The sequence below is a fragment of the Weizmannia sp. CD-2023 genome (genome assembly GCF_036225245.1).
Lineage (GTDB): Bacteria > Bacillota > Bacilli > Bacillales > Bacillaceae_C > Weizmannia > Weizmannia faecalis.
Genome location: NZ_JARTJQ010000002.1, coordinates 1 through 19,149, shown reverse-complemented (window position 1 = coordinate 19,149; position 19,149 = coordinate 1). Strand labels below are relative to the sequence as shown.

At 48.1% G+C, this 19,149-nt stretch carries 15 protein-coding genes, 1 riboswitch and 1 other annotated feature; of the genes, 12 read left to right on the top strand and 3 right to left on the bottom strand.

Features of this window, described 5'->3' with window-relative positions:
• Positions 1-115 precede the first annotated feature (115 nt).
• Positions 116-264, top strand: a riboswitch (SAM riboswitch).
• A gap of 145 nt (positions 265-409) precedes the next feature.
• Entirely contained in the window at positions 410-1,621 is a 1,212-nt protein-coding gene (metK, locus tag P9687_RS00235; RefSeq protein WP_014097654.1) for a methionine adenosyltransferase, read from the top strand.
• Positions 1,622-1,851: 230 nt separating this feature from the next.
• On the top strand, positions 1,852-3,750 hold the full coding sequence (gene asnB, locus P9687_RS00230) for an asparagine synthase (glutamine-hydrolyzing) (protein ID WP_014097655.1): 1,899 nt from the start codon (positions 1,852-1,854) through the stop codon (positions 3,748-3,750).
• A 370-nt stretch (positions 3,751-4,120) separates the two neighbouring features.
• On the opposite strand, the gene P9687_RS00225 is transcribed toward asnB, so the two are convergent.
• Positions 4,121-4,636 (bottom strand): gamma carbonic anhydrase, encoded by a 516-nt coding sequence (locus P9687_RS00225; RefSeq protein ID WP_014097656.1) that lies wholly within the window; start codon positions 4,634-4,636, stop codon positions 4,121-4,123.
• Positions 4,637-4,794: 158 nt separating this feature from the next.
• On the opposite strand from P9687_RS00225, the gene P9687_RS00220 reads away from it, so the two are divergent.
• Together P9687_RS00220 and P9687_RS00215 are read left to right on the top strand one after the other, a co-directional pair.
• Positions 4,795-5,601: an alpha/beta hydrolase gene (locus P9687_RS00220; RefSeq protein WP_014097657.1), complete on the top strand. Its 807-nt coding sequence runs from the start codon at positions 4,795-4,797 to the stop codon at positions 5,599-5,601.
• Positions 5,602-5,611: 10 nt separating this feature from the next.
• Positions 5,612-6,706, top strand: a complete 1,095-nt coding sequence (locus P9687_RS00215; protein WP_014097658.1) for a tetraprenyl-beta-curcumene synthase family protein — start codon at positions 5,612-5,614, stop codon at positions 6,704-6,706.
• 429 nt (positions 6,707-7,135) lie between these two features.
• Here the strand turns inward: P9687_RS00215 and P9687_RS00210 are convergent, their stop codons facing one another.
• Positions 7,136-7,708: a class I SAM-dependent methyltransferase gene (locus P9687_RS00210; RefSeq protein ID WP_014097660.1), complete on the bottom strand. Its 573-nt coding sequence runs from the start codon at positions 7,706-7,708 to the stop codon at positions 7,136-7,138.
• Positions 7,709-8,082: 374 nt separating this feature from the next.
• Here P9687_RS00210 and P9687_RS00205 point away from each other — a divergent pair, with 374 nt between their 5' ends.
• The 7 genes from P9687_RS00205 to P9687_RS00175 all read left to right on the top strand — a co-directional run bounded on the left by P9687_RS00205 (position 8,083) and on the right by P9687_RS00175 (position 15,821).
• On the top strand, positions 8,083-8,358 hold the full coding sequence (locus P9687_RS00205; protein ID WP_014097661.1) for a YtzC family protein: 276 nt from the start codon (positions 8,083-8,085) through the stop codon (positions 8,356-8,358).
• Positions 8,359-8,701: 343 nt separating this feature from the next.
• Positions 8,702-9,889, top strand: coding sequence for an MDR family MFS transporter (locus tag P9687_RS00200; protein ID WP_035189001.1), 1,188 nt, complete (start codon positions 8,702-8,704; stop codon positions 9,887-9,889).
• A gap of 54 nt (positions 9,890-9,943) precedes the next feature.
• Positions 9,944-10,150, top strand: a binding site (T-box leader).
• A gap of 68 nt (positions 10,151-10,218) precedes the next feature.
• On the top strand, positions 10,219-12,633 hold the full coding sequence (gene leuS, locus P9687_RS00195; RefSeq protein ID WP_026683705.1) for a leucine--tRNA ligase: 2,415 nt from the start codon (positions 10,219-10,221) through the stop codon (positions 12,631-12,633).
• A gap of 125 nt (positions 12,634-12,758) precedes the next feature.
• Complete coding sequence (locus P9687_RS00190) at positions 12,759-13,244, top strand: hypothetical protein (protein ID WP_017550249.1); 486 nt, start codon at positions 12,759-12,761, stop codon at positions 13,242-13,244.
• Positions 13,225-13,728 (top strand): hypothetical protein, encoded by a 504-nt coding sequence (locus tag P9687_RS00185; RefSeq protein ID WP_017550250.1) that lies wholly within the window; start codon positions 13,225-13,227, stop codon positions 13,726-13,728. Before P9687_RS00190 ends, P9687_RS00185 begins: the two co-directional genes overlap by 20 nt.
• 53 nt (positions 13,729-13,781) lie before the next feature.
• Positions 13,782-13,967 (top strand): sporulation protein Cse60, encoded by a 186-nt coding sequence (locus P9687_RS00180; RefSeq protein WP_017550251.1) that lies wholly within the window; start codon positions 13,782-13,784, stop codon positions 13,965-13,967.
• A 228-nt stretch (positions 13,968-14,195) separates the two neighbouring features.
• The gene (locus P9687_RS00175; RefSeq protein ID WP_014097667.1) at positions 14,196-15,821 is read left to right on the top strand and encodes a putative polysaccharide biosynthesis protein; all 1,626 of its coding nucleotides are present in this window, start codon (positions 14,196-14,198) and stop codon (positions 15,819-15,821) included.
• A 711-nt stretch (positions 15,822-16,532) separates the two neighbouring features.
• Here P9687_RS00175 and P9687_RS00170 read toward each other — a convergent pair.
• Positions 16,533-16,754 carry a DeoR family transcriptional regulator gene (locus tag P9687_RS00170; RefSeq protein ID WP_014097668.1) on the bottom strand — a complete coding sequence of 74 codons (222 nt, stop codon included), beginning with the start codon at positions 16,752-16,754 and terminating at the stop codon, positions 16,533-16,535.
• A 1,001-nt stretch (positions 16,755-17,755) separates the two neighbouring features.
• Between P9687_RS00170 and pepV the strand changes: the two genes are divergently transcribed.
• Positions 17,756-19,149: dipeptidase PepV (gene pepV / locus P9687_RS00165; protein WP_328228849.1), on the top strand; the 1,394-nt coding region annotated here is incomplete at its 3' end.

Genomic DNA, 19,149 nt, shown 5'->3' with positions numbered 1-19,149 from the left:
CATCCGTTTATTACATACTTTTTTCCGGGAAAAATGCAGAGGACAAAGGGGAGAAGGGCGAAAAAATCATTGACAGCGCCTGCTAAATTGCGTATGATTTTACTTTGAACGGATACTCTTATCCCGAGCTGGTGGAGGGACGGGCCCGATGAAACCCAGCAACCCGCCTCTGGAACAGGCAATGCGCTCGCAACGCAGCTGCCGCTTGACTTCCAGGCAAAGGTGCTAACCTGCAGCAAGGATTGTTTCCTTGAACGATAAGAGTGAAAGGCGCGATTGATTGAAGTCAAAACCTTTCCACTCATGATGAATGGGGAAGGTTTTTATTTTTGGCTTTGTACATGAAATGAATCGAGTTTAGGGTATGAGTACCGTTTCCAATATGTAACCATATAAGGAGGAAAAGCGGATGTTAAAAGGACGGCATTTGTTCACATCGGAATCGGTGACGGAAGGCCATCCGGACAAAATTTGCGACCAGATTTCCGATGCCATTTTGGATGCCATTTTAGAAAAAGACCCGAATGCCCGCGTTGCCTGTGAAACTTCCGTCACAACAGGGCTCGTGCTTGTCACGGGGGAAATTTCCACCAATACATATGTGGATATTCCGAAAGTGGTGCGCAAGACCATTAAAGAGATCGGCTATACGCGCGCGAAATACGGGTTTGATGCGGAAACCTGCGCGGTGCTGACATCGATTGACGAACAGTCCGAAGATATTGCGCGCGGCGTTAACCAGGCTTTGGAAGCCCGCGAAGGCGGGATGAGCGACGAAGAGATTGAGGCAATCGGAGCCGGCGACCAGGGCCTGATGTTCGGGTTTGCCTGCAATGAGACAGAAGAGCTGATGCCGCTTCCCATTTCGCTTGCCCACAAGCTTGCCCGCCGTCTTGCTGAACTCCGCAAACAAGAAGTGATCCCGTATTTGCGCCCGGATGCAAAGACACAGGTGACAGTTGAATATGACGAGAACAACCAGCCTGCCCGGATTGATACGATTGTCATTTCAACGCAGCATGATCCTGACACAAGCGCCGGACAAATCCAGGAAGATATGAAAAAATACGTCATTGAACCGGTTGTGCCGGCACACTTGCTCGATGCGGATACAAAGTATTTGATTAATCCGACCGGCCGCTTTGTCATCGGCGGCCCTCAAGGGGATGCGGGGCTGACCGGCCGCAAAATCATTGTCGACACGTACGGCGGCTATGCCCGGCACGGCGGCGGCGCATTTTCCGGGAAAGACCCGACGAAAGTGGACCGTTCCGCTGCTTATGCCGCCCGCTATGTTGCGAAAAATATTGTTGCGGCAGGCCTTGCGGAAAAATGCGAGGTACAGCTTGCGTATGCGATCGGGGTGGCGAAGCCCGTTTCTATTTCCATCGATACGTTTGGGACCGGAAAAGTGCCGGAAAAAGTGCTGATCGAGGCGGTCGAAGCTCATTTTGACCTGCGCCCGGCCGGCATTATCAAAATGCTCGACTTGCGCCGTCCGATTTACAGGCAGATCGCTGCGTACGGGCATTTCGGCCGCGATGATTTGGATGTGCCTTGGGAAAAAACGGACAAAGCCGGGGCGTTGAACGAATTCGCCCGCAATCATATCGGAAAATAATAGGAAAAAGAGCGCGCCTGGTATACAGGCCGCTCTTTTTCATAAAACGGCGGGAATAAGGAATCCTGTTTGCCTCATTTTTAACAAAAACCCTGCAAACTGGCGGAAAACATGCTAAACTATATTACATGTGCAGAATTTGGCCGTCAAATTTTGGCGGAAATGCATTTGTTTTTTAAAGAAATAAATTTACAATAGAGTATATCGAAATGAAGTAGGTGACTTTTTACATGTGCGGATTTATTGGCTGCGTCCATGACCATCCCGTTACATTATCAGACGAAGACAGGCAACAGTTTAAACAGATGAATCATATGATTGAGCACCGCGGCCCGGATGATGAAGGCTTTTATGAAGACGAGCATATCCAGTTCGGTTTCAGGCGCCTGAGCATTATCGATATCGAGGCGGGGCACCAGCCTTTAACATACGAAAACGAACGGTACTGGATTATTTTTAATGGCGAAATTTATAACTATGTTGAATTACGTGAAGAATTGATTAAAGAAGGGATGACATTCGAAACGAATTCGGATACGGAAGTCATTCTTGCCATGTACAGCCGTTACGGCGAAAAAGCAATCGGACGCCTGCGCGGGATGTTCGGGTTTGCGATCTGGGATAAGCAGGAACAAACGCTGTGCGGCGCGCGTGACCCGTTCGGCATTAAACCGTTCTTCTATTATGAAGACGGCGATAAAATGTATTTCGGTTCTGAAAAGAAAAGCATTTTGCTTGCCATGGAAAAACCAGAACTGAATTATGATGCTGTCCAATATTATTTAACCTACCAATTTGTGCCCGAACCTTTCACCATGACAAAAGGCATCCGGAAACTTGAACCGGGCCATTATTTTGTGAAAAAAATTGGCAAACCGATGGAAATCAAACGATATTGGAAAGCATCCTTCCACCCGGTTCATAAAAGCGAGGACGAATTTATTCAAGAAGTGCGTGACGTAATGATTGATTCGGTGAAAGTCCATATGCGCAGCGATGTACCGGTTGGCGCATTCCTGTCGGGTGGGATCGATTCCTCGATTACGGCATCGATTGCAAAACAGTTCCATCCGGGCATTAAAACATTCTCCGTCGGCTTCGAACGCGACGGCTACAGCGAAATTGATGTGGCCAAAGAAACGGCGGAAAAACTCGGGGTTGAAAATATCAGCTATGTGATCACGCCGGAAGAATACATGAAAGAACTGCCAAAAATCATTTGGCATATGGACGATCCACTCGCAGATCCTGCCTGTGTGCCCCTTTATTTTGTGGCGCGTGAAGCAAGAAAGTACGTGACCGTTGTTCTGTCTGGCGAAGGCGCGGATGAATTGTTCGGCGGCTATAATATTTACCGTGAACCGCAGTCGCTTGAAGTTTTTGATAAAATTCCGGCTGCCGGAAAATCTATTTTGAAAGCTTTGGCGAAAGTGTTGCCGGAAGGGGTAAAAGGAAAAAGCTTTATCGAACGCGGCGTCACGCCAATGGAAGACCGTTATATTGGCAATGCGAAAATGTACACCGAAGAAGAAAAACGCGACTTGCTGTTGACTTATAACAACAGCCTTGACTACCGTGACATCACAAAGCCGCTGTACAATGAAACAAAAGGCTATGATCCGGTTAACCGGATGCAATATATCGATATCCATACGTGGATGCGCGGCGATATTTTGCTGAAGGCGGACCGGATGACGATGGCCCATTCACTTGAACTGCGTGTGCCGTTTTTGGATAAAGAAGTGTTCCGGGTCGCTTCGCAAATTCCGGCGAGCTTAAAAACGTCTCATAACACAACGAAGTATGTTTTGCGTAAAGCGGCAGAAGGCATTGTGCCGGAACATGTGCTGAATCGGAAAAAACTCGGGTTCCCGGTCCCGATCCGCCACTGGCTGAAAGATGAAATGCATGATTGGGCGGCAGAGATCATCAAAACGAGCCCGACCGATGACATCATCAACAAACAATATGTACTGAAGCTCTTGGAAGACCATTGTGCAGGCAAGCTCGATTACAGCCGGAAAATCTGGACCGTGCTCATTTTCATGCTCTGGCATGCCGTGTATATGGAAGACAAGTACGATTTCCAAAAAGGCGCACAAGGGCGGCTTGCCGGCGCTTCGCTGTAATCTCCAAAAAATCGATTCACAATCGGGAAAATAACCGGGTAAAGTTGTCCGCAAAATGAGCGGACAGGAGGTTTTTCCGTCTTCAAAAGGGGATGGAATTGTGAAATGGTCCGGTGTTCGTTCAGCGTTTCACAGTAAGAAAGCTGGGACAAAAAAGGGGGGTCTGGCCCCGCTTCCGTGTAATCGGAAACGGGGGCAGGCCCCTTTATCGTATAACGCTTTTTTCGTATATGCCTGGTAAGCTTTGCATTTATCCCGGTTCGCAGCATGGCTTTTTTTGTTCATTTTTTCGCTTGTTTGCGGCTTAAAACAGTGCGGCTGCCGATGCTTTTAAAGAAGGCGTTATTTTTGTCCCCGCCGGTAACCTTTGTCAGCGCCCGACGGAATTTTTATAGTACTGTGCTTTTTCGGCATATTCGCGGACGATGCGGCGCATGTCCTGGATATCTTTTTCGGTAAGTTCACGGATCACTTTTGCCGGGCGGCCGAACGCAAGCGTATGCGGAGGAATCTTTTTCCCGGGCGTTACAAGGCTGCCGGCGCCAATAAAAGCGCCTTCCCCGATTTCGGCGCCGTCAAGAATAATTGAACCCATGCCGATCAAAGCTTTTGTCCGAACATGGCAGCTATGTAAAATTACCTGGTGGCCGACCGTCACTTCATCTTCCAGTATGAGCGGTGTTTGCGGGCTTTCGTGCAGGACGCAGTTATCCTGGACATTTACCTTTTGTCCGATTTTTACCGGTGCGACATCGCCGCGGATAACGGTTCCAAACCAGATGCCGGATTCATCGCCGATTTCAACGTCCCCCGTAACGGTCACATTGTCAGCAATATAAGCAGTTGGCGCAATCAAAGGGGTTTTTCCATTGTAAGCATAAATCATATTCATACCCTCCTGTTTTGATCTTTTCTTTTATCTTAAAGAATTGGGAATAAATTGTGAATAAATCGGGTTAAAAATGGCATATGTTTTTCAGAACAGAAGGATTATGGGTAAAATAAAAGCAGGATGGTTTCGCAGGTTTTGAAGGAGGCAGGAACATGTGGAAATGGGAAGCAGATGAAAACCCAAAAGCAGTCATCGTCATAGTTCATGGCGCGATGGAACATCACCGCCGCTACAGCTGGCTAATTGAGATGTGGAGATCAAGCGGCTATCATGTCGTGATGGGCGATCTTCCCGGTCATGGGATGACATCAAGAGCAAAAAGGGGGCATATTGATTCCTTTGATGAATATACAACAGAGATAAAAGAGTGGGTGACGGCAGCCTATCAGTTCGACCTCCCGATTTTTCTCCTCGGTCACAGCATGGGCGGGCTGGCGGTCATCCGGCTGCTTGAGCAGGAACATCTGAAAATCGCGGGGGTTATTCTTTCCTCGCCGTGCCTTGGGCTTGTCCAGTATCCTTCAAAGCTGCTCGGCCTGCTTTCGATCGGGTTAAACCGGATTGCCCCGGGCCTCCGCTTTAACAGCCCGCTGACCGTGCAAATGGCAACGCGGAATAAGGATATTCAAATGCAGGCGGTCAACGATTCATTGATGCTGACAAAAGTATCTGTCCGCTGGTACCGTGAGCTGCTCGCAGCGATGCGGCAGGCACAGATGGATACCGTACGGCTGCCGGACGTCCCGTTTCTTGTCATGCAGGCCGGGAATGACAAAATTGTGGACAAGGGGGCTGTCGTAAATTGGTTTAACCAAACTTCCGTGTCCGAAAAATTATACAAAGAATGGCCGAAATGCTACCATGAAATTTTCAATGAACCGGAAAGGGAAGATGTTTTCCTTTATGCGAAAAATTTTGTGGAAAACCGGCTCCGCACGTTAGGCTATATATTAGAATGAGGTGACGCTTGTGACAATTCCATCCTATCCGATCTCATTAATGGCGCAAGTTTACCGCCGGGTGATGCCGGCTGTCCACCGTGAACTCCATTACTGGCGGGAAAAGGCACGCCAGATTCCCAATGATGAATTAAAGACACAGGCGCTCGCCAGCATTCAACATAAAACGTTTCACTGTGAAGGCGGATCGATCCTCGGCCTTTTGGCAATGGAAGAGCGGACAGCGGCTTTTCGGTTTATTGTCGCTTACCAGACGATCAGCGACTATCTTGATAATCTATGCGACCGCAGCACATCGCTTGACCCGGTTGATTTCCGAGCACTGCACGAGTCCATGTCCGATGCGCTTACAGTCGGCGCACCGTTGAAAAATTATTACCGTTACCGACTGGACCAGGATGACGGTGGTTATTTGCATGAACTCGTGCGGACATGCCAGGTTGTGTTGAGCCGCATCCCTCAATATAAAGCCATTCAACCTTATTTGCTGGAACTTTGCCGTTATTATTCGGATCTGCAAGTACATAAACATGTGCGCGTAGAGGAACGGGTGCCGCGGCTAAAGGAATGGTTTTTGCGCTACAAGCCGGATTTTCCAGATATGGAATGGTATGAGTTTTCCGCCTGTTCCGGCTCGACCCTCGGGATTTTCTGCCTTGTTTCCTACGCGCTCCGGGACGATTTCCGCCCTGAATATGCGACAATCATCCGTGACGGGTATTTTCCTTATATTCAGGGGTTGCATATTCTGCTGGATTATTTTATCGACCAGGACGAAGACAAAAAAGGCGGAGACTTGAATTTTTGTTTTTATTACCCGAGCGAAGAAGAGCTGTTTAAACGGCTGAAGCATTTTTTGCAGGAGGCGGATAAACATACGGCCCGACTCCCAAATGAAAAATTTCATAAACTGATTAACCGGGGGCTTTTGGCTGTTTATTTGTCAGATGAAAAGGTGAAGAAGCAGCGGAGCGTTCAGAAATTGTCGCGGAAAATGATCAAATTTGCCGGCTCGATCAGTTTATTCTTTTATTTTAACGGAAAAATGTACCGCGCCATCAAAAACATGATCCCGGCCAGCCTGGCAAAAACAATAGTAAAATGAGCCGGCTGGTGGCAACGGGAAAGGGCAGATTTTATCGGCCCCTTTGTTGCCGTTTTTAGAAAAGGCGGATGGTTGTCTGGTTGAGGAAACCGGAGCAATGTGGCTTTTTCCGGCCGGACTTTTTGCATCATTCAAGAGCCGGCCGTGTTCATATACGATTAAAAAAGGCGGGCTTTCGTACCCGGCCCCGTTGTTACCGTTTTTCAAAGGCAATGAGAAAAGGCGTGCTTTTCGTACCCGGCCCTTTTGTTATCGCTTTTTGAATGGCATGAAAAAAGGCGGGCTTTGCATAATCCAGAACCCGGTCAGATTCATATGCGATTGAAAAAGGCAGCTGTTCGTAGCCGGCGCATATGTTATCGCTTTTGGGAATGACATGAAAAAGCCAGGTTCCCGTTATGTTTTGAATCCGAACCAATCGATCCTTCGTTATCGTTTTTCAATAGCAATAAGAAAAGGCGGATGGTTTGCCTGGTTGAGAAATTCATACCGGAGCACATGCGCCTTTTTCTGATCGAGCTGTTTTACATAATCCAGGAGCCGGTCACGTTCATACGCGCCGCCTTCATGGCCGTGGTAAACCACAACTGCGATGATCCCGCCGGTTTCAAGCATGGAAAAAATCTGCTCGAGTGCGGCAATGGTTGACTCCGGCCGGGTAATGACCGTTTTGTCGCTGTCCGGCAAATAGCCCAAATTGAAAACCGCTCCGCTGATCTTGCCATGCAGCGCTGCCGGGATGCATTCGCTGGCATGTTCATGGCCGGTGCAGAAAAGTTCGGCGCGCGTAACGAGGCCTTCTTTCTCCAGGCGTTCCTTTGTCCGCCTCACCGCTTCCGGCTGGATATCAAAAGCAAACACTTTTCCACCTTCTCCAACCCGTTTGGCGAGAAATACAGTATCATGCCCGTTCCCGGCTGTTGCGTCAATGGCAAAACCGCCGCTCTTTACAGCTTTTTCTAAAAGTAAATGAGCAAATGAGAGAACAGGAAGCATATTCATCTTTGCAGCATCTCCATTTATTGATTGGTCTACAGGCGAAAGTTGAACGCCTGTTTTTTTACTGTGAAAAGGCAAATGTGCCCCATGTAAATCATATTTTTCAGCGCTTTCCATTCGAATACCGGAATGGACACGGCAAAATCGTTCTTATTCTTCAGACATACAGGCTCGCGCCCCAAAATGGTAAAAAACCGTCTTTATGCAGCGCACTCCTTTTGCATTTTACCATGAACGGGTGCGGGTGCAAAGGCGGCTCGGATTCTAAATCGAGCTGTCGGGAAGAAACTCCCAATGCGCTGGGGAAACATTTTTTCTGCACGGGGCATTATACAAATGAAGCCTGCACGCTTCAAAGCATAAAGGGGGGAATCGTGATGGCCACACGGGAAGCAGTCGAAAATTGTATCAACCGTTGCGAGCAAGCCGTTCAATCGGCGCGTGAGCAATTTGCGGAAGGCAACCGCCAGGAAAACTACGGCTATTATGATTTTTCGGAACCGTTAACAGAGCTGGAAGAAGCCTATAATGAACTTTGCAAATTGGCGATCAGTGCCAACTCCCAGCAGCGTGAGCGCCTCCACCGTATGCGCCTTGTGATTCAGCAGCTGCAAAACGAGATGATTTTACAGGAACATGAACCGACCATGTAATTGGAAAAACGTAAGCCGGAAACTTGCTGGGGCAAAATGCTCAATAAGCAAATGGGGAAAACGGAAAAGCCAGGCAAGTAACCCAGCGAAAAATCCGGCGGGAACAACGGGAATATGGGAGCAGTTTCGGCACGTTAAAATTAGGAAAAACAACAAGAAAAGCCGGCCGGATTCATGAAAGCGGGATAGGGCACGGGCCTTATCCCGCTTTTAATGCAAATGTTGGATCAAGTAGAGGACGGGGAATTGCCATAATATTTATATTTTGCAAGAATGCTTGTAACTGTCGGGAAAAACCCCTACAATTTCCTTTGATCGATTCATTAGCAGGGGGGCATTCATTTTGCCAAAAACTGTGTGGCTGCTTGTCATTGGCATGGCTGTCAACATGACTGGCGCTTCTTTTTTATGGCCGTTAAATTCAATCTATATCCACGATCATCTCGGTAAATCGCTGTTTATCGCCGGGCTTGTGCTCATGCTGAATAATTTTACAAGCGTCATCGGCAGTCTTTTGGGTGGATATTTGCATGATAAAATCGGAGGTTACCGTTCCGTAATACTGGGTGGCTTGATCTCTGCCGCGGCGCTTGCCGGCTTGACATGGAACCACGCTTGGCCGGATTATGTATTTTTCCTCGGTGCCATCGGGCTCGGTTCCGGCATGATCGGCCCGGCGATCCTTGCAATGGCGGGCGCGGCTTGGAAAGGCGGAGGGAGAAAAGCGTTCAATGCCATCTATGTCGCCAACAACATCGGGGTTGCACTCGGTGCCGCGCTGGGCGGTGTGATTGCTTCCTATTCCATTGACCTTATTTTTGCAGCGAATCTTGCACTTTTTCTTGTTTTTATGGCGATTGCTATCTTCGGCTACCGGAATATTGCCGAAAAACATGCCGGATATGCGGGCGCAGCCGCTGCTTCTGCCAAACGTGCAGGACGGGCGCAAGTGGCATCACTCATCCTGTTATGCTTTGCTTATTTCCTGGCATGGACGGCGTACACGCAATGGACGGCCACGATTTCCACTTATACGCAGACGCTTCATATATCGCTGAACAAATACAGCTTTCTTTGGACATTGAATGGCGCGATCATCGTGCTCGGCCAGCCGCTCCTTTTGCCGTTTTTAAAGCGGTTCTTGCCGGAAGTCAAACAGCAAATTGTTGTTGGGACGGCCATTTTTATGCTGTCATTCGCTGTCGTTGCCTTTGCCGGGCATTTTGCCGGTTTTTTAGTGGCAATGGGCATTTTAACGGTTGGGGAAATGCTTGTCTGGCCGGCCGTGCCCGCCGTTGCCAATACACTTTCGCCGAAAGGGCGGGAAGGGTTTTACCAGGGCATCATCAACAGTGTCGCAACATGCGGCAGAATGATTGGCCCTGTTGTTGGCGGGTTTGTCGCAGATGCATTCGGCATGAAGGCATTGTTCGGGTTGCTCATTATTTTTCTCGCTATTTCCCTTTTATTGGCCTTGTTATATGACCGCCCACTCGTGGAAAAATCACATTCTGGGGCAACAGGAAAATAATATTGAAACTGGGAATGAATTTCTGTAAAATAGGTTATAAATTGAATAAACGATAGAAGAACGTTGACAAGGAGTAGTAACGGCGGCGCTGAAACAAGAGAATTGGCGGAAGGTGCAAGCCAATCAGAGAGCCCCGTGAACTCGCCTTTGAGTTGCAAATATGAACCCGTTTTAGTATTTGCCGTATTCCGCGTTAAGGACTTAAAGTGAGTGCTTGCACTAATTTGGGTGGTACCGCGGGAGAACCCTCTCGTCCCTTTTTCTTGGGATGGGAGGTTTTTTGCGTCCTATATTGTCAATGTCGATACATAAAAAAGGAGGAGTCTGTCATGAGTTTTGACCACCGGAAAATCGAAAAGAAATGGCAGCAGTACTGGGAAGAGCATCACACGTTCCGTACCGGTGAAGACGAAAATAAACCGAAATTTTATTGCCTGGATATGTTTCCGTATCCGTCGGGGGCAGGCCTTCACGTCGGGCACCCGGAAGGCTATACGGCGACCGACATCGTGTCGCGGACGAAACGGATGCAAGGATATAATGTCCTCCATCCGATGGGGTGGGATGCATTCGGGCTTCCGGCTGAGCAGTATGCGATTGATACCGGCAATGATCCGGCTGTTTTCACGATTCAAAATATCAATACGTTCCGCCGCCAGATGAAATCGATCGGGTTTTCTTATGATTGGGATAGGGAAATCAACACATCTGATCCGGAATATTATAAATGGACGCAGTGGATTTTTCTGCAGCTGTGGAAAAAGGGGCTTGCTTATATTGATGAAGTGCCAGTCAACTGGTGCCCTGCGCTCGGAACCGTGCTGGCAAACGAAGAAGTCATTGACGGCAAGAGCGAACGCGGCGGGCATCCGGTCATCCGCAAACCGATGCGCCAGTGGATGTTGAAAATTACCGCCTATGCAGACCGCCTTCTTGAAGACCTTGAGGAGCTGGATTGGCCGGAAAACATTAAGGATATGCAGCGCAACTGGATTGGCCGTTCGGAAGGGGCGGAAGTGACATTCCAGGTTGAAGGCACAAATGAAACGTTTACCGTTTTCACGACCCGCCCGGATACGCTGTTCGGGGCGACCTATGCCGTGCTTGCGCCGGAACACCCGCTTGTGGATAAAATCAAAACAGATGAGCAGGCCGATGCAGTTCAGGCTTACATTGCCGAGGTGCAATTAAAAAGCGACCTTGAACGGACGGACCTTGCGAAAGACAAAACCGGCGTATTTACGGGGGCGTATGCCGTGAACCCGGCGAACGGCGAAAAAATGCCAATCTGGATTGCCGATTATGTATTAATGAGCTACGGGACAGGCGCAATCATGGCGGTGCCGGCCCATGACGAACGCGACTATGAATTTGCCCGCAAATTCGATTTGCCGATTAAAGAAGTCGTCGCAGGCGGCAACGTTGAAAAAGAAGCCTATACCGGTGACGGCGAACACGTCCATTCCGGATTTTTAAACGGGCTGGATAAACAGGCAGCGATTAAACGCATGATCGAGTGGCTCGAAGAAAAAGGGATCGGACAGAAGAAAGTGACATACCGCCTGCGTGACTGGCTGTTCAGCCGCCAACGTTACTGGGGCGAGCCGATCCCGGTTATCCACTGGGAAGACGGGACCATAACGGCCGTGCCGGAAGAAGAGCTGCCACTCATGCTTCCGAAAATGAAGGAAATCAAACCGAGCGGAACAGGTGAATCACCGCTTGCGAATGTGGAAGACTGGGTCAATGTTGTCGATCCGAAAACAGGGAAAAAAGGCCGGCGCGAAACAAACACAATGCCGCAATGGGCGGGAAGCTGCTGGTACTTCCTCCGTTTCATCGATCCGAAAAATCATAAAGCGATTGCCGATCCGGAAAAGCTGAAAAAATGGCTGCCGGTTGACCTGTACATCGGCGGAACCGAGCATGCGGTGCTGCACTTGCTGTATGCCCGCTTCTGGCATAAATTTTTGTACGATATCGGGGTGGTGTCAACGAAAGAACCATTCCAAAGATTGTTCAACCAAGGCATGATCCTGGGCGCGAACCATGAAAAGATGAGCAAATCGCGCGGCAATGTCGTTAATCCGGATGACATTCTTGAGTCACACGGGGCCGATACGCTCCGGCTGTACGAAATGTTCATGGGCCCTTTGGATGCATCGATCCCGTGGTCGACGAACGGCCTTGACGGTTCCCGCCGCTTCCTTGACCGGATTTGGCGCCTGTTTGTGAATGAAGACGGCAGCCTGTCAGAAAAAATCCAGGACAAGGCCAATCCGGCACTGGAAAAAACGTATCATCTGACGGTCAAAAAAGTGACAGAAGATATCGATGCCCTTCATTTTAACACGGCCATTTCGCAATTAATGGTGTTTATCAACGATGCCTATAAAGTGGAAGTGATACCGAAAACGTATGTGGAAGGCTTCGTCAAACTGCTGTCGCCGTTTTGCCCGCATATTGCCGAAGAACTGTGGGAAAAACTTGGCCACAGCGGGACGATCACATATGAAGCATGGCCTGCTTTTGATGCTTCAAAACTCATCGAAAATGAAGTGGAAATTGTCCTTCAGGTAAATGGCAAAGTGCGCAACAAAGTAAAGATCGACCGCAATATGAGCCGCGAGGACATGGAAAAACTCGCGCTTGCGGATGAAAAAATCAAGGAATTTACGGAAGGAAAAACGATTCGCAAAATCATTGCCGTACCGGGCAAACTCGTCAACATTGTGGCAAACTGATGGATTTCCGGAAAACGGGGTTTTACGGTGAAATGGCCGTAAGCCCCGTTTTTTATGCGTGAAATTCATAATTTGTTTGTGAAATGGCAAACTAGGACTATCAACCACAAAAAAGGGGAAAAAAGATGGTTCTTTTATTTTCACTTTTGGCAGGGGCAGGGCTGGCCTATTTGTCCCGCGCGCTGTTTGAGGCAGAAAAAATGAAATCATTGCTGCTTTACTTATGGCTATACTACTGGACAATCAATTTTTTAAGGATACTGGAAATGAACCTGCACTTTGTTCATGATCACCATACCCCGATTTTTTATATTTCCAGACAGCTTGTGCTGTTTGAGGTGCCCCTTTTGTTTCTGCTGTATTTGCACGTGTTTCACCTGTCACGGACGTCGGGCTGGAAAACATTGGCTGCAGTGTGCTTTTTCCTTGTTTTTACAGGTTATGTCGCCATCCTCCATTTTTTGCAAATTTTGTATACCTACGGATGGTCATGGCGGTATGTCCTTGCTTTCTTCTTCACTGATCTTGCGGTTTTACACGTAGGCGATGCGCTCTATAGATGGTTGGACAGGAAAAAGGAGGTACACCGGCATGCTTCCGAAAAAATTTGACGAGAATGAAATCTTTACCCTTGCCGCTTTGGCAGGGTTGATACTGGCGCTGTATCTCCTGCCAAAAGCTGTTTCATGGAAAGCAGGGCTTGCGAACGGGCTGTTTTTTACAGCAATGGCCTGCTTTGCGGATGAAGTGCTTAGCGCGATGCACCCTTTAAACTTATACAACACGTTTGATTCGCCTGATCTCGAGCTTTTTGACTTCATTATTTATATACCTGTCTTTACCTTGTATGGCTATTTGTTTATTACGGTGCAGCGTTTATCCTGGGCGCGGATCCGCTCTGTACGCCACGTGCTTTTTTATTTACTCATCTGGATCGCATTCACGTCTCTGATGGAAATGATGGCTGTTAAGTTCAGGGTGTTCCACTATTTGGAAGGATGGGACAATCTCCATTCGCTTGTTGCCTATTGCGTCCTTTTCCCGATATTTTATACTTATGCCAATTGGATTTTAAAAATTGATGCGTCTGATTAAAATGTTCTGAAATTGGAGACAATAGAAATAAATAAAACGGGGAGGGGTCACAAATGGTACAGGTCAAACTTTTTGATTGTGAACATGAAAAGGATCTTGAGGAAAGCATGAATACGTTTTTGGAAAAAATCGGCGAGGACCAACTCATTGATATCAAATATAATATTGCCGCCATGGTGGAGCCGGAGGAAGATGACCAGATTTACTGTTTTTCGGCGATGATTTTGTACCATAAATAAAGCGGGGGTTGCCCGGCCCGGCTTTTTCTGTCCACACGATTGTAAAAGATGATCCAGGGCAGCTGCAGCCTCAACTGCCATCCATCCCGCCATCTGTCCGTGAAAAAAATTCTTCATAAAAAAATTGTCAAGCGGGTATGTTCGCGGTACACTACATTATAGTGTGTGAAAAAAGGCCCGTCCGCATCAGGGGCGGCCGGAAGATCATTTCGGGCGGGAAGGGATTTTATGTCTTCAAAATTATTGCGCGGCACGTTTATTTTAACACTTGGGACGATCATCTCGAAAATTCTCGGGGTGTTCTATGTGATTCCGTTTGATGCGATCATCGGCGGATCAGGACCGGAGGCACTCTACCAGTTCGGGTATGTCCCTTACAATATTTTTATTAGCATTTCCACGGCAGGCGTCCCGCTTGCTGTCGCAAAATATGTGGCAAAATACAATGCGCTGGAAGAATATGCAGTCAGCCGGAAGCTGTTCAGGTCGAGCATGTATTTAATGATTGGGACCGGTATTGCCGGCTTTCTTGTGATGTATGTTTTTGCCCCGTATTTTACGGATTTGGCAATGGCCGGTAAGCAGGAAGCCCAGGTTTTCTCAAAAGCCGACGTGACAGTGGTGATCCGGGCGGTCAGTTTTGCGCTGATCATTATTCCGGTGATGAGCCTGATTCGCGGTTTTTTCCAGGGGCACCAGTCAATGGGGCCTTCTGCTGTTTCCCAGGTTGTGGAGCAGGTTGTCCGGATTTTATTTATGCTGATCGGTGCTTACGTGATTTTACATATGCTCCACGGCAGCATCGTGTCCGCCATCAGCGCGGCGACATTTGCCGCATTTGTCGGTGGGATGGCGAGCCTGTTTGTGCTCATTTGGTACTGGTTCAAACGAAAACCGCATCTTGACCGGCTGCTTGAACAGGATAAAGGCACAATGCATGTTTCGATTCCCACGTTGTATAAAGAAATCATCCTTTCTGCTTTGCCGTTTGTATTTGTCGGGATCGCCAATTCGCTTTACCAGATGGTTGACCAGCTGACAGTGAAGCGCGGTATGGAAGCGGTCGGGCTCGGGAAAATGTGGCAGACGCAGCTCGGGATATTGAATTTCCAGTCGCACAAGCTTGTCATTATTCCGGTCTCCCTAGCGACCGCCTTCTCCATGACGCTTGTTCCGATGATTACGGAAGCTTTCGCGAAAAGGGAGCGCGATATGCTCGTCCGATCTGTTGACCAGACATTGCAGGTGCTGCTTTTTATTACGGTGCCGGCTGCGCTTGGGATGTCGCTTTTGGCCAAGCCTATTTTTGCGATTTTTTATAATACGGATAACGCCGTCTCGGTCAGCGTGCTGATGCATTATGCACCGGTTGCCATTTTGTTCTCGCTTTATTCCGTGACAGCGGCGATCATGCAGGGGGTCAATGAGCAGCGCTGGACGATTTTAAGCTTGCTCGTCGGGCTATTGTTAAAATTAAGCCTGAATATCCCGCTGATCAAAATGTTTGGGATTCTCGGCGCAGTCTACGCCACGGCAATCGGGTATACAGCGTCGATTCTGATCAGCTTTATTGTGATCAAAATTTTCGCAGCCTATCCGTATCGGACGGTGATCCGGCGCACGATCCTGATTTTGATTTTTAATGCTGTAATGCTGGCGGTGGTCGGTGCTGTTTATAAAGGGCTCACACTTGTGCTTTCGCCTTCTTCAAGGTGGCAGGCATTGCTGATTGTTGTGATTTGCGCCGCGGCCGGTGCGGTTGTTTATGCCTACCTTGGCCTGAAATCGAAACTTGCGGACAAGCTGTTCGGCGTAAGGATTCAACGCGTGAAGGCGAGGCTGCATATGCGGTAAGAAGACGGGATGATTTGTGCGGCAGGAAGGCTTGCGGGCAAGACGCGTAATAAATGTTGTGTATGGCTGGCGGGATTGCAAGTGGGGGTAAAACGCTGAACTTCCTGGCGTTTTCGGTTGTTCAACCGTTTAGCCGTGGGTTGTAAGCGGGAGTAAAAAGCCGAACCCCATTTAACGGATAAACTGTCTGGTGTAGCGGTCAACACCTGGAGGCGGGTTGCATATTTGGGTAAAAAGTTGAACCCACCTTAAGCGGATAGTTGTCCGGTGTCAGGTTTCAACGCGTGAAAGCAGGGATTGCAATCGGGGGTAAAAAGCTGAGCTTCATTTTAGCGGATAAACTGTCCGGTGTAGTGGCCATCACATAGAGGCGGGGTTGCATATTTGGATAAAAAGTTGAACCCACCTTAAGCGGATAGTTGTCCGGTGTCAGGGTTCAGCGTGTGGAAGCAGGGATTGCAAGCGGGAGTAAAAAGCTTAACTTCATTTTAGCGGATAAACTGTCCGGTGTAGTGGTCATCACATGGAGGCGGGGTTTGCATATTTGGGTAAAAAGTTGGTGCAGGATAGGCGAAACTGATGTACGGGTGAGGAGTATTGAACCTGCGGGAATAGGTTGTAAATGGCAGGGATAAACGGCTCTTAAACATGCCAAAAGCGGCACTGCATGTCTCCGCTGCCGCTTTCCAAAAAAACAATTTGTTTCTTTCTCTAAGATGACATCTTAACTTTTTTGCTTGTTGTTGTCCAAATCCCCCTGTGTGTGCTTTTGACCAAGTCGTTGTATGCCAGCACATTCAAATCTCTTTGAATGGTGCGAGGAGTGATGCCGAACTCATCTACCAGTTCCTGGGTTGTCACAGTCCCTTTCTCTTTAATAAACACATAAATTGACTTAATACGAGTAAGCATACGGTCTGTTGATGGTTTCAAAATACCACTCCCTCATCTTTTTTCCAAAGACAAAGACGACAAACAGCTTTACAACATGTTTAGCTTACAGGAATATGCGTGCCGTTCGGACAACTCCTTTTTCTAAAAATTTTTTCTAAGATGTCAGACAATTATATTGTACATCTTTTTGCCTGAATTGACAAATATATCAGCTCTTGTTTACACCATATGTTGTGCCCACTAAGTTTATAACCACTATTGGTAGCGCTTTCTTTTTACCGTCCTTTTCCTGGGTTGCCGCTATCCGGCTGGGTATGCCTTTACCAGCCCGATGAAGGACATTTCAACGGTCCCAGCACCACGTTCTGTCTTTCATCACCCTGATGAAGAACATTTAGCTGTTTCCCGGCATCCGTTTTGTCCTTCATCATAGTTATGAAGGACAATATGCCGCTTGCCGACCCGTGTTTTGTCCTTCATCATGGTAATGAAGGACAAAACGCCGTTTGCTGACCCGTGATTTGTCTTTCATCACGCCTATGAAGGACAATTCGCCGTTTGCCGACCTGTGATTTGTCTTTCATCACGCCTTTGAAGGACAATTCGCCGCTTGCCGACCCGTGTTTTGTCCTTCATCATGGTAATGAAGGACAAAACGCCGTTTGCTGACCCGTGATTTGTCTTTCATCACGCCTATGAAGGACAATTCGCCGTTTGCCGACCTGTGATTTGTCTTTCATCACGCCTTTGAAGGACAATTCGCCGCTTGTCGACCTGTGTTTTGTCCTTCATCATGGTTATGAAGGACAAATTACCGTTTGCCAGCCCATGATTTGTCTTTCATCGTGGATATGAAGGACAAAACGCCGCTTACCAGCCCATGTTTTGTCCTTCATCCTTCCAAAGAAAGACCATATGCTGTTTCCCGTCTCCTGTTTTGTCCTTCATCCCCCGGCCGGCAAAAAATATCAATTCATTTTATAATCAATGGAAAAAGAAGTAAAATAAAGAACGAATGACAACATAAAGGAGCGACAAAAATGGCCGATATCCACTGGATGGAAGAAGTATTAAAAAGGAAAGAGGATTTGATCCGCGACCTTCAAGGGATTTTGCGCATCAGAAGTGTCCTTGATGAAGTAAATGCAACAGAAGAAGCACCACTCGGGCAAGGCGTCAGGGAGGCGCTCCAATATATGCTCGATCTCGGTGAAAAAGACGGTTTCAAAACGAAAAATGTGCAAAATCTCGCCGGGCACCTTGAAATGGGGGAAGGAGAAGACATTCTCGGGATCCTCGGGCATGTCGATGTGGTGCCGGAGGGGGACGGCTGGACAGTTGACCCGTACAGCGGCACAGTCAAAGACGGGAAAATTTATGCGCGCGGCTCAAGCGACGACAAAGGCCCGACAATGGCGGCTTATTACGGCATGAAAATTGTAAAAGAACTCGGGGTACCGCTTGAAAAAAGGGTGCGCCTCATTGTCGGCACAGATGAAGAAAGCAACTGGAGATGCATGGACGCCTATTTTGCAAACGAGGAAATGCCGACCATTGGGTTTTCGCCGGATGCCGACTTCCCGATTATTTATGCGGAAAAAGGAATTGCCGATTTTGACATTATCCAGGATCCGGAAAAAACGGAAAATACGGGGCAGGCGGAACTGCTTTCTTTTGAATCGGGGCGCCGCTACAATATGGTGCCGGATTATGCGGAGGCACGCATTGTCACGCACGGCGAGCAGACGGAACTTTTGCAAAAATTCCAGGATTATCAAAAGGAAACCGGGCTTCGCGGGCAGGATTTCGTGGACGACGGCGTTTTGATTTTAAAGCTGGAAGGCGTTTCGGCTCATGGTGCGGAACCGGAAAACGGAAAAAGCGCCGGGCTTTATTTGGCAAAATTTTTAAACAATGTGGTGCTTGACCGTGCCGGGGAAAAATTTATCAAAACGCTCAACCAGTTCTTCGGCCGTTCGCGCGGTGAATATTTCGGCATCGGGTACAAAGATGAAGTTTCAGGGGAATTGACGATCAATATTGGGATCATGTCCTATCATCAGGAAAAAGGCGGCCGCATAGGATTAAATATGCGTTATCCCGTTACTTTCGATCTCGAAGCAGGAAAAACAAAAATTGTGTCGAAATTAAAAGAAGACGGCTTGCGTTTTGATCATTTTTCCGATCAGAAACCGCATTATGTTGACAAAAATGACCCGCTGATTACGACGCTTGCGAAAGTGTACGAGGAGCAGACCGGAGAGGAAGCGAAACTGTTGGCAATCGGCGGCGGTACATATGCACGTACCCTTAAAAAAGGTGTGGCATTTGGGGCGCTTTTCCCGGGCCGCGAAGATGTCATGCACCAGAAAGATGAGTACATGTATGTGGAAGATTTGCTTAAAGCAACGGCTATTTATGCACATTCCATTTA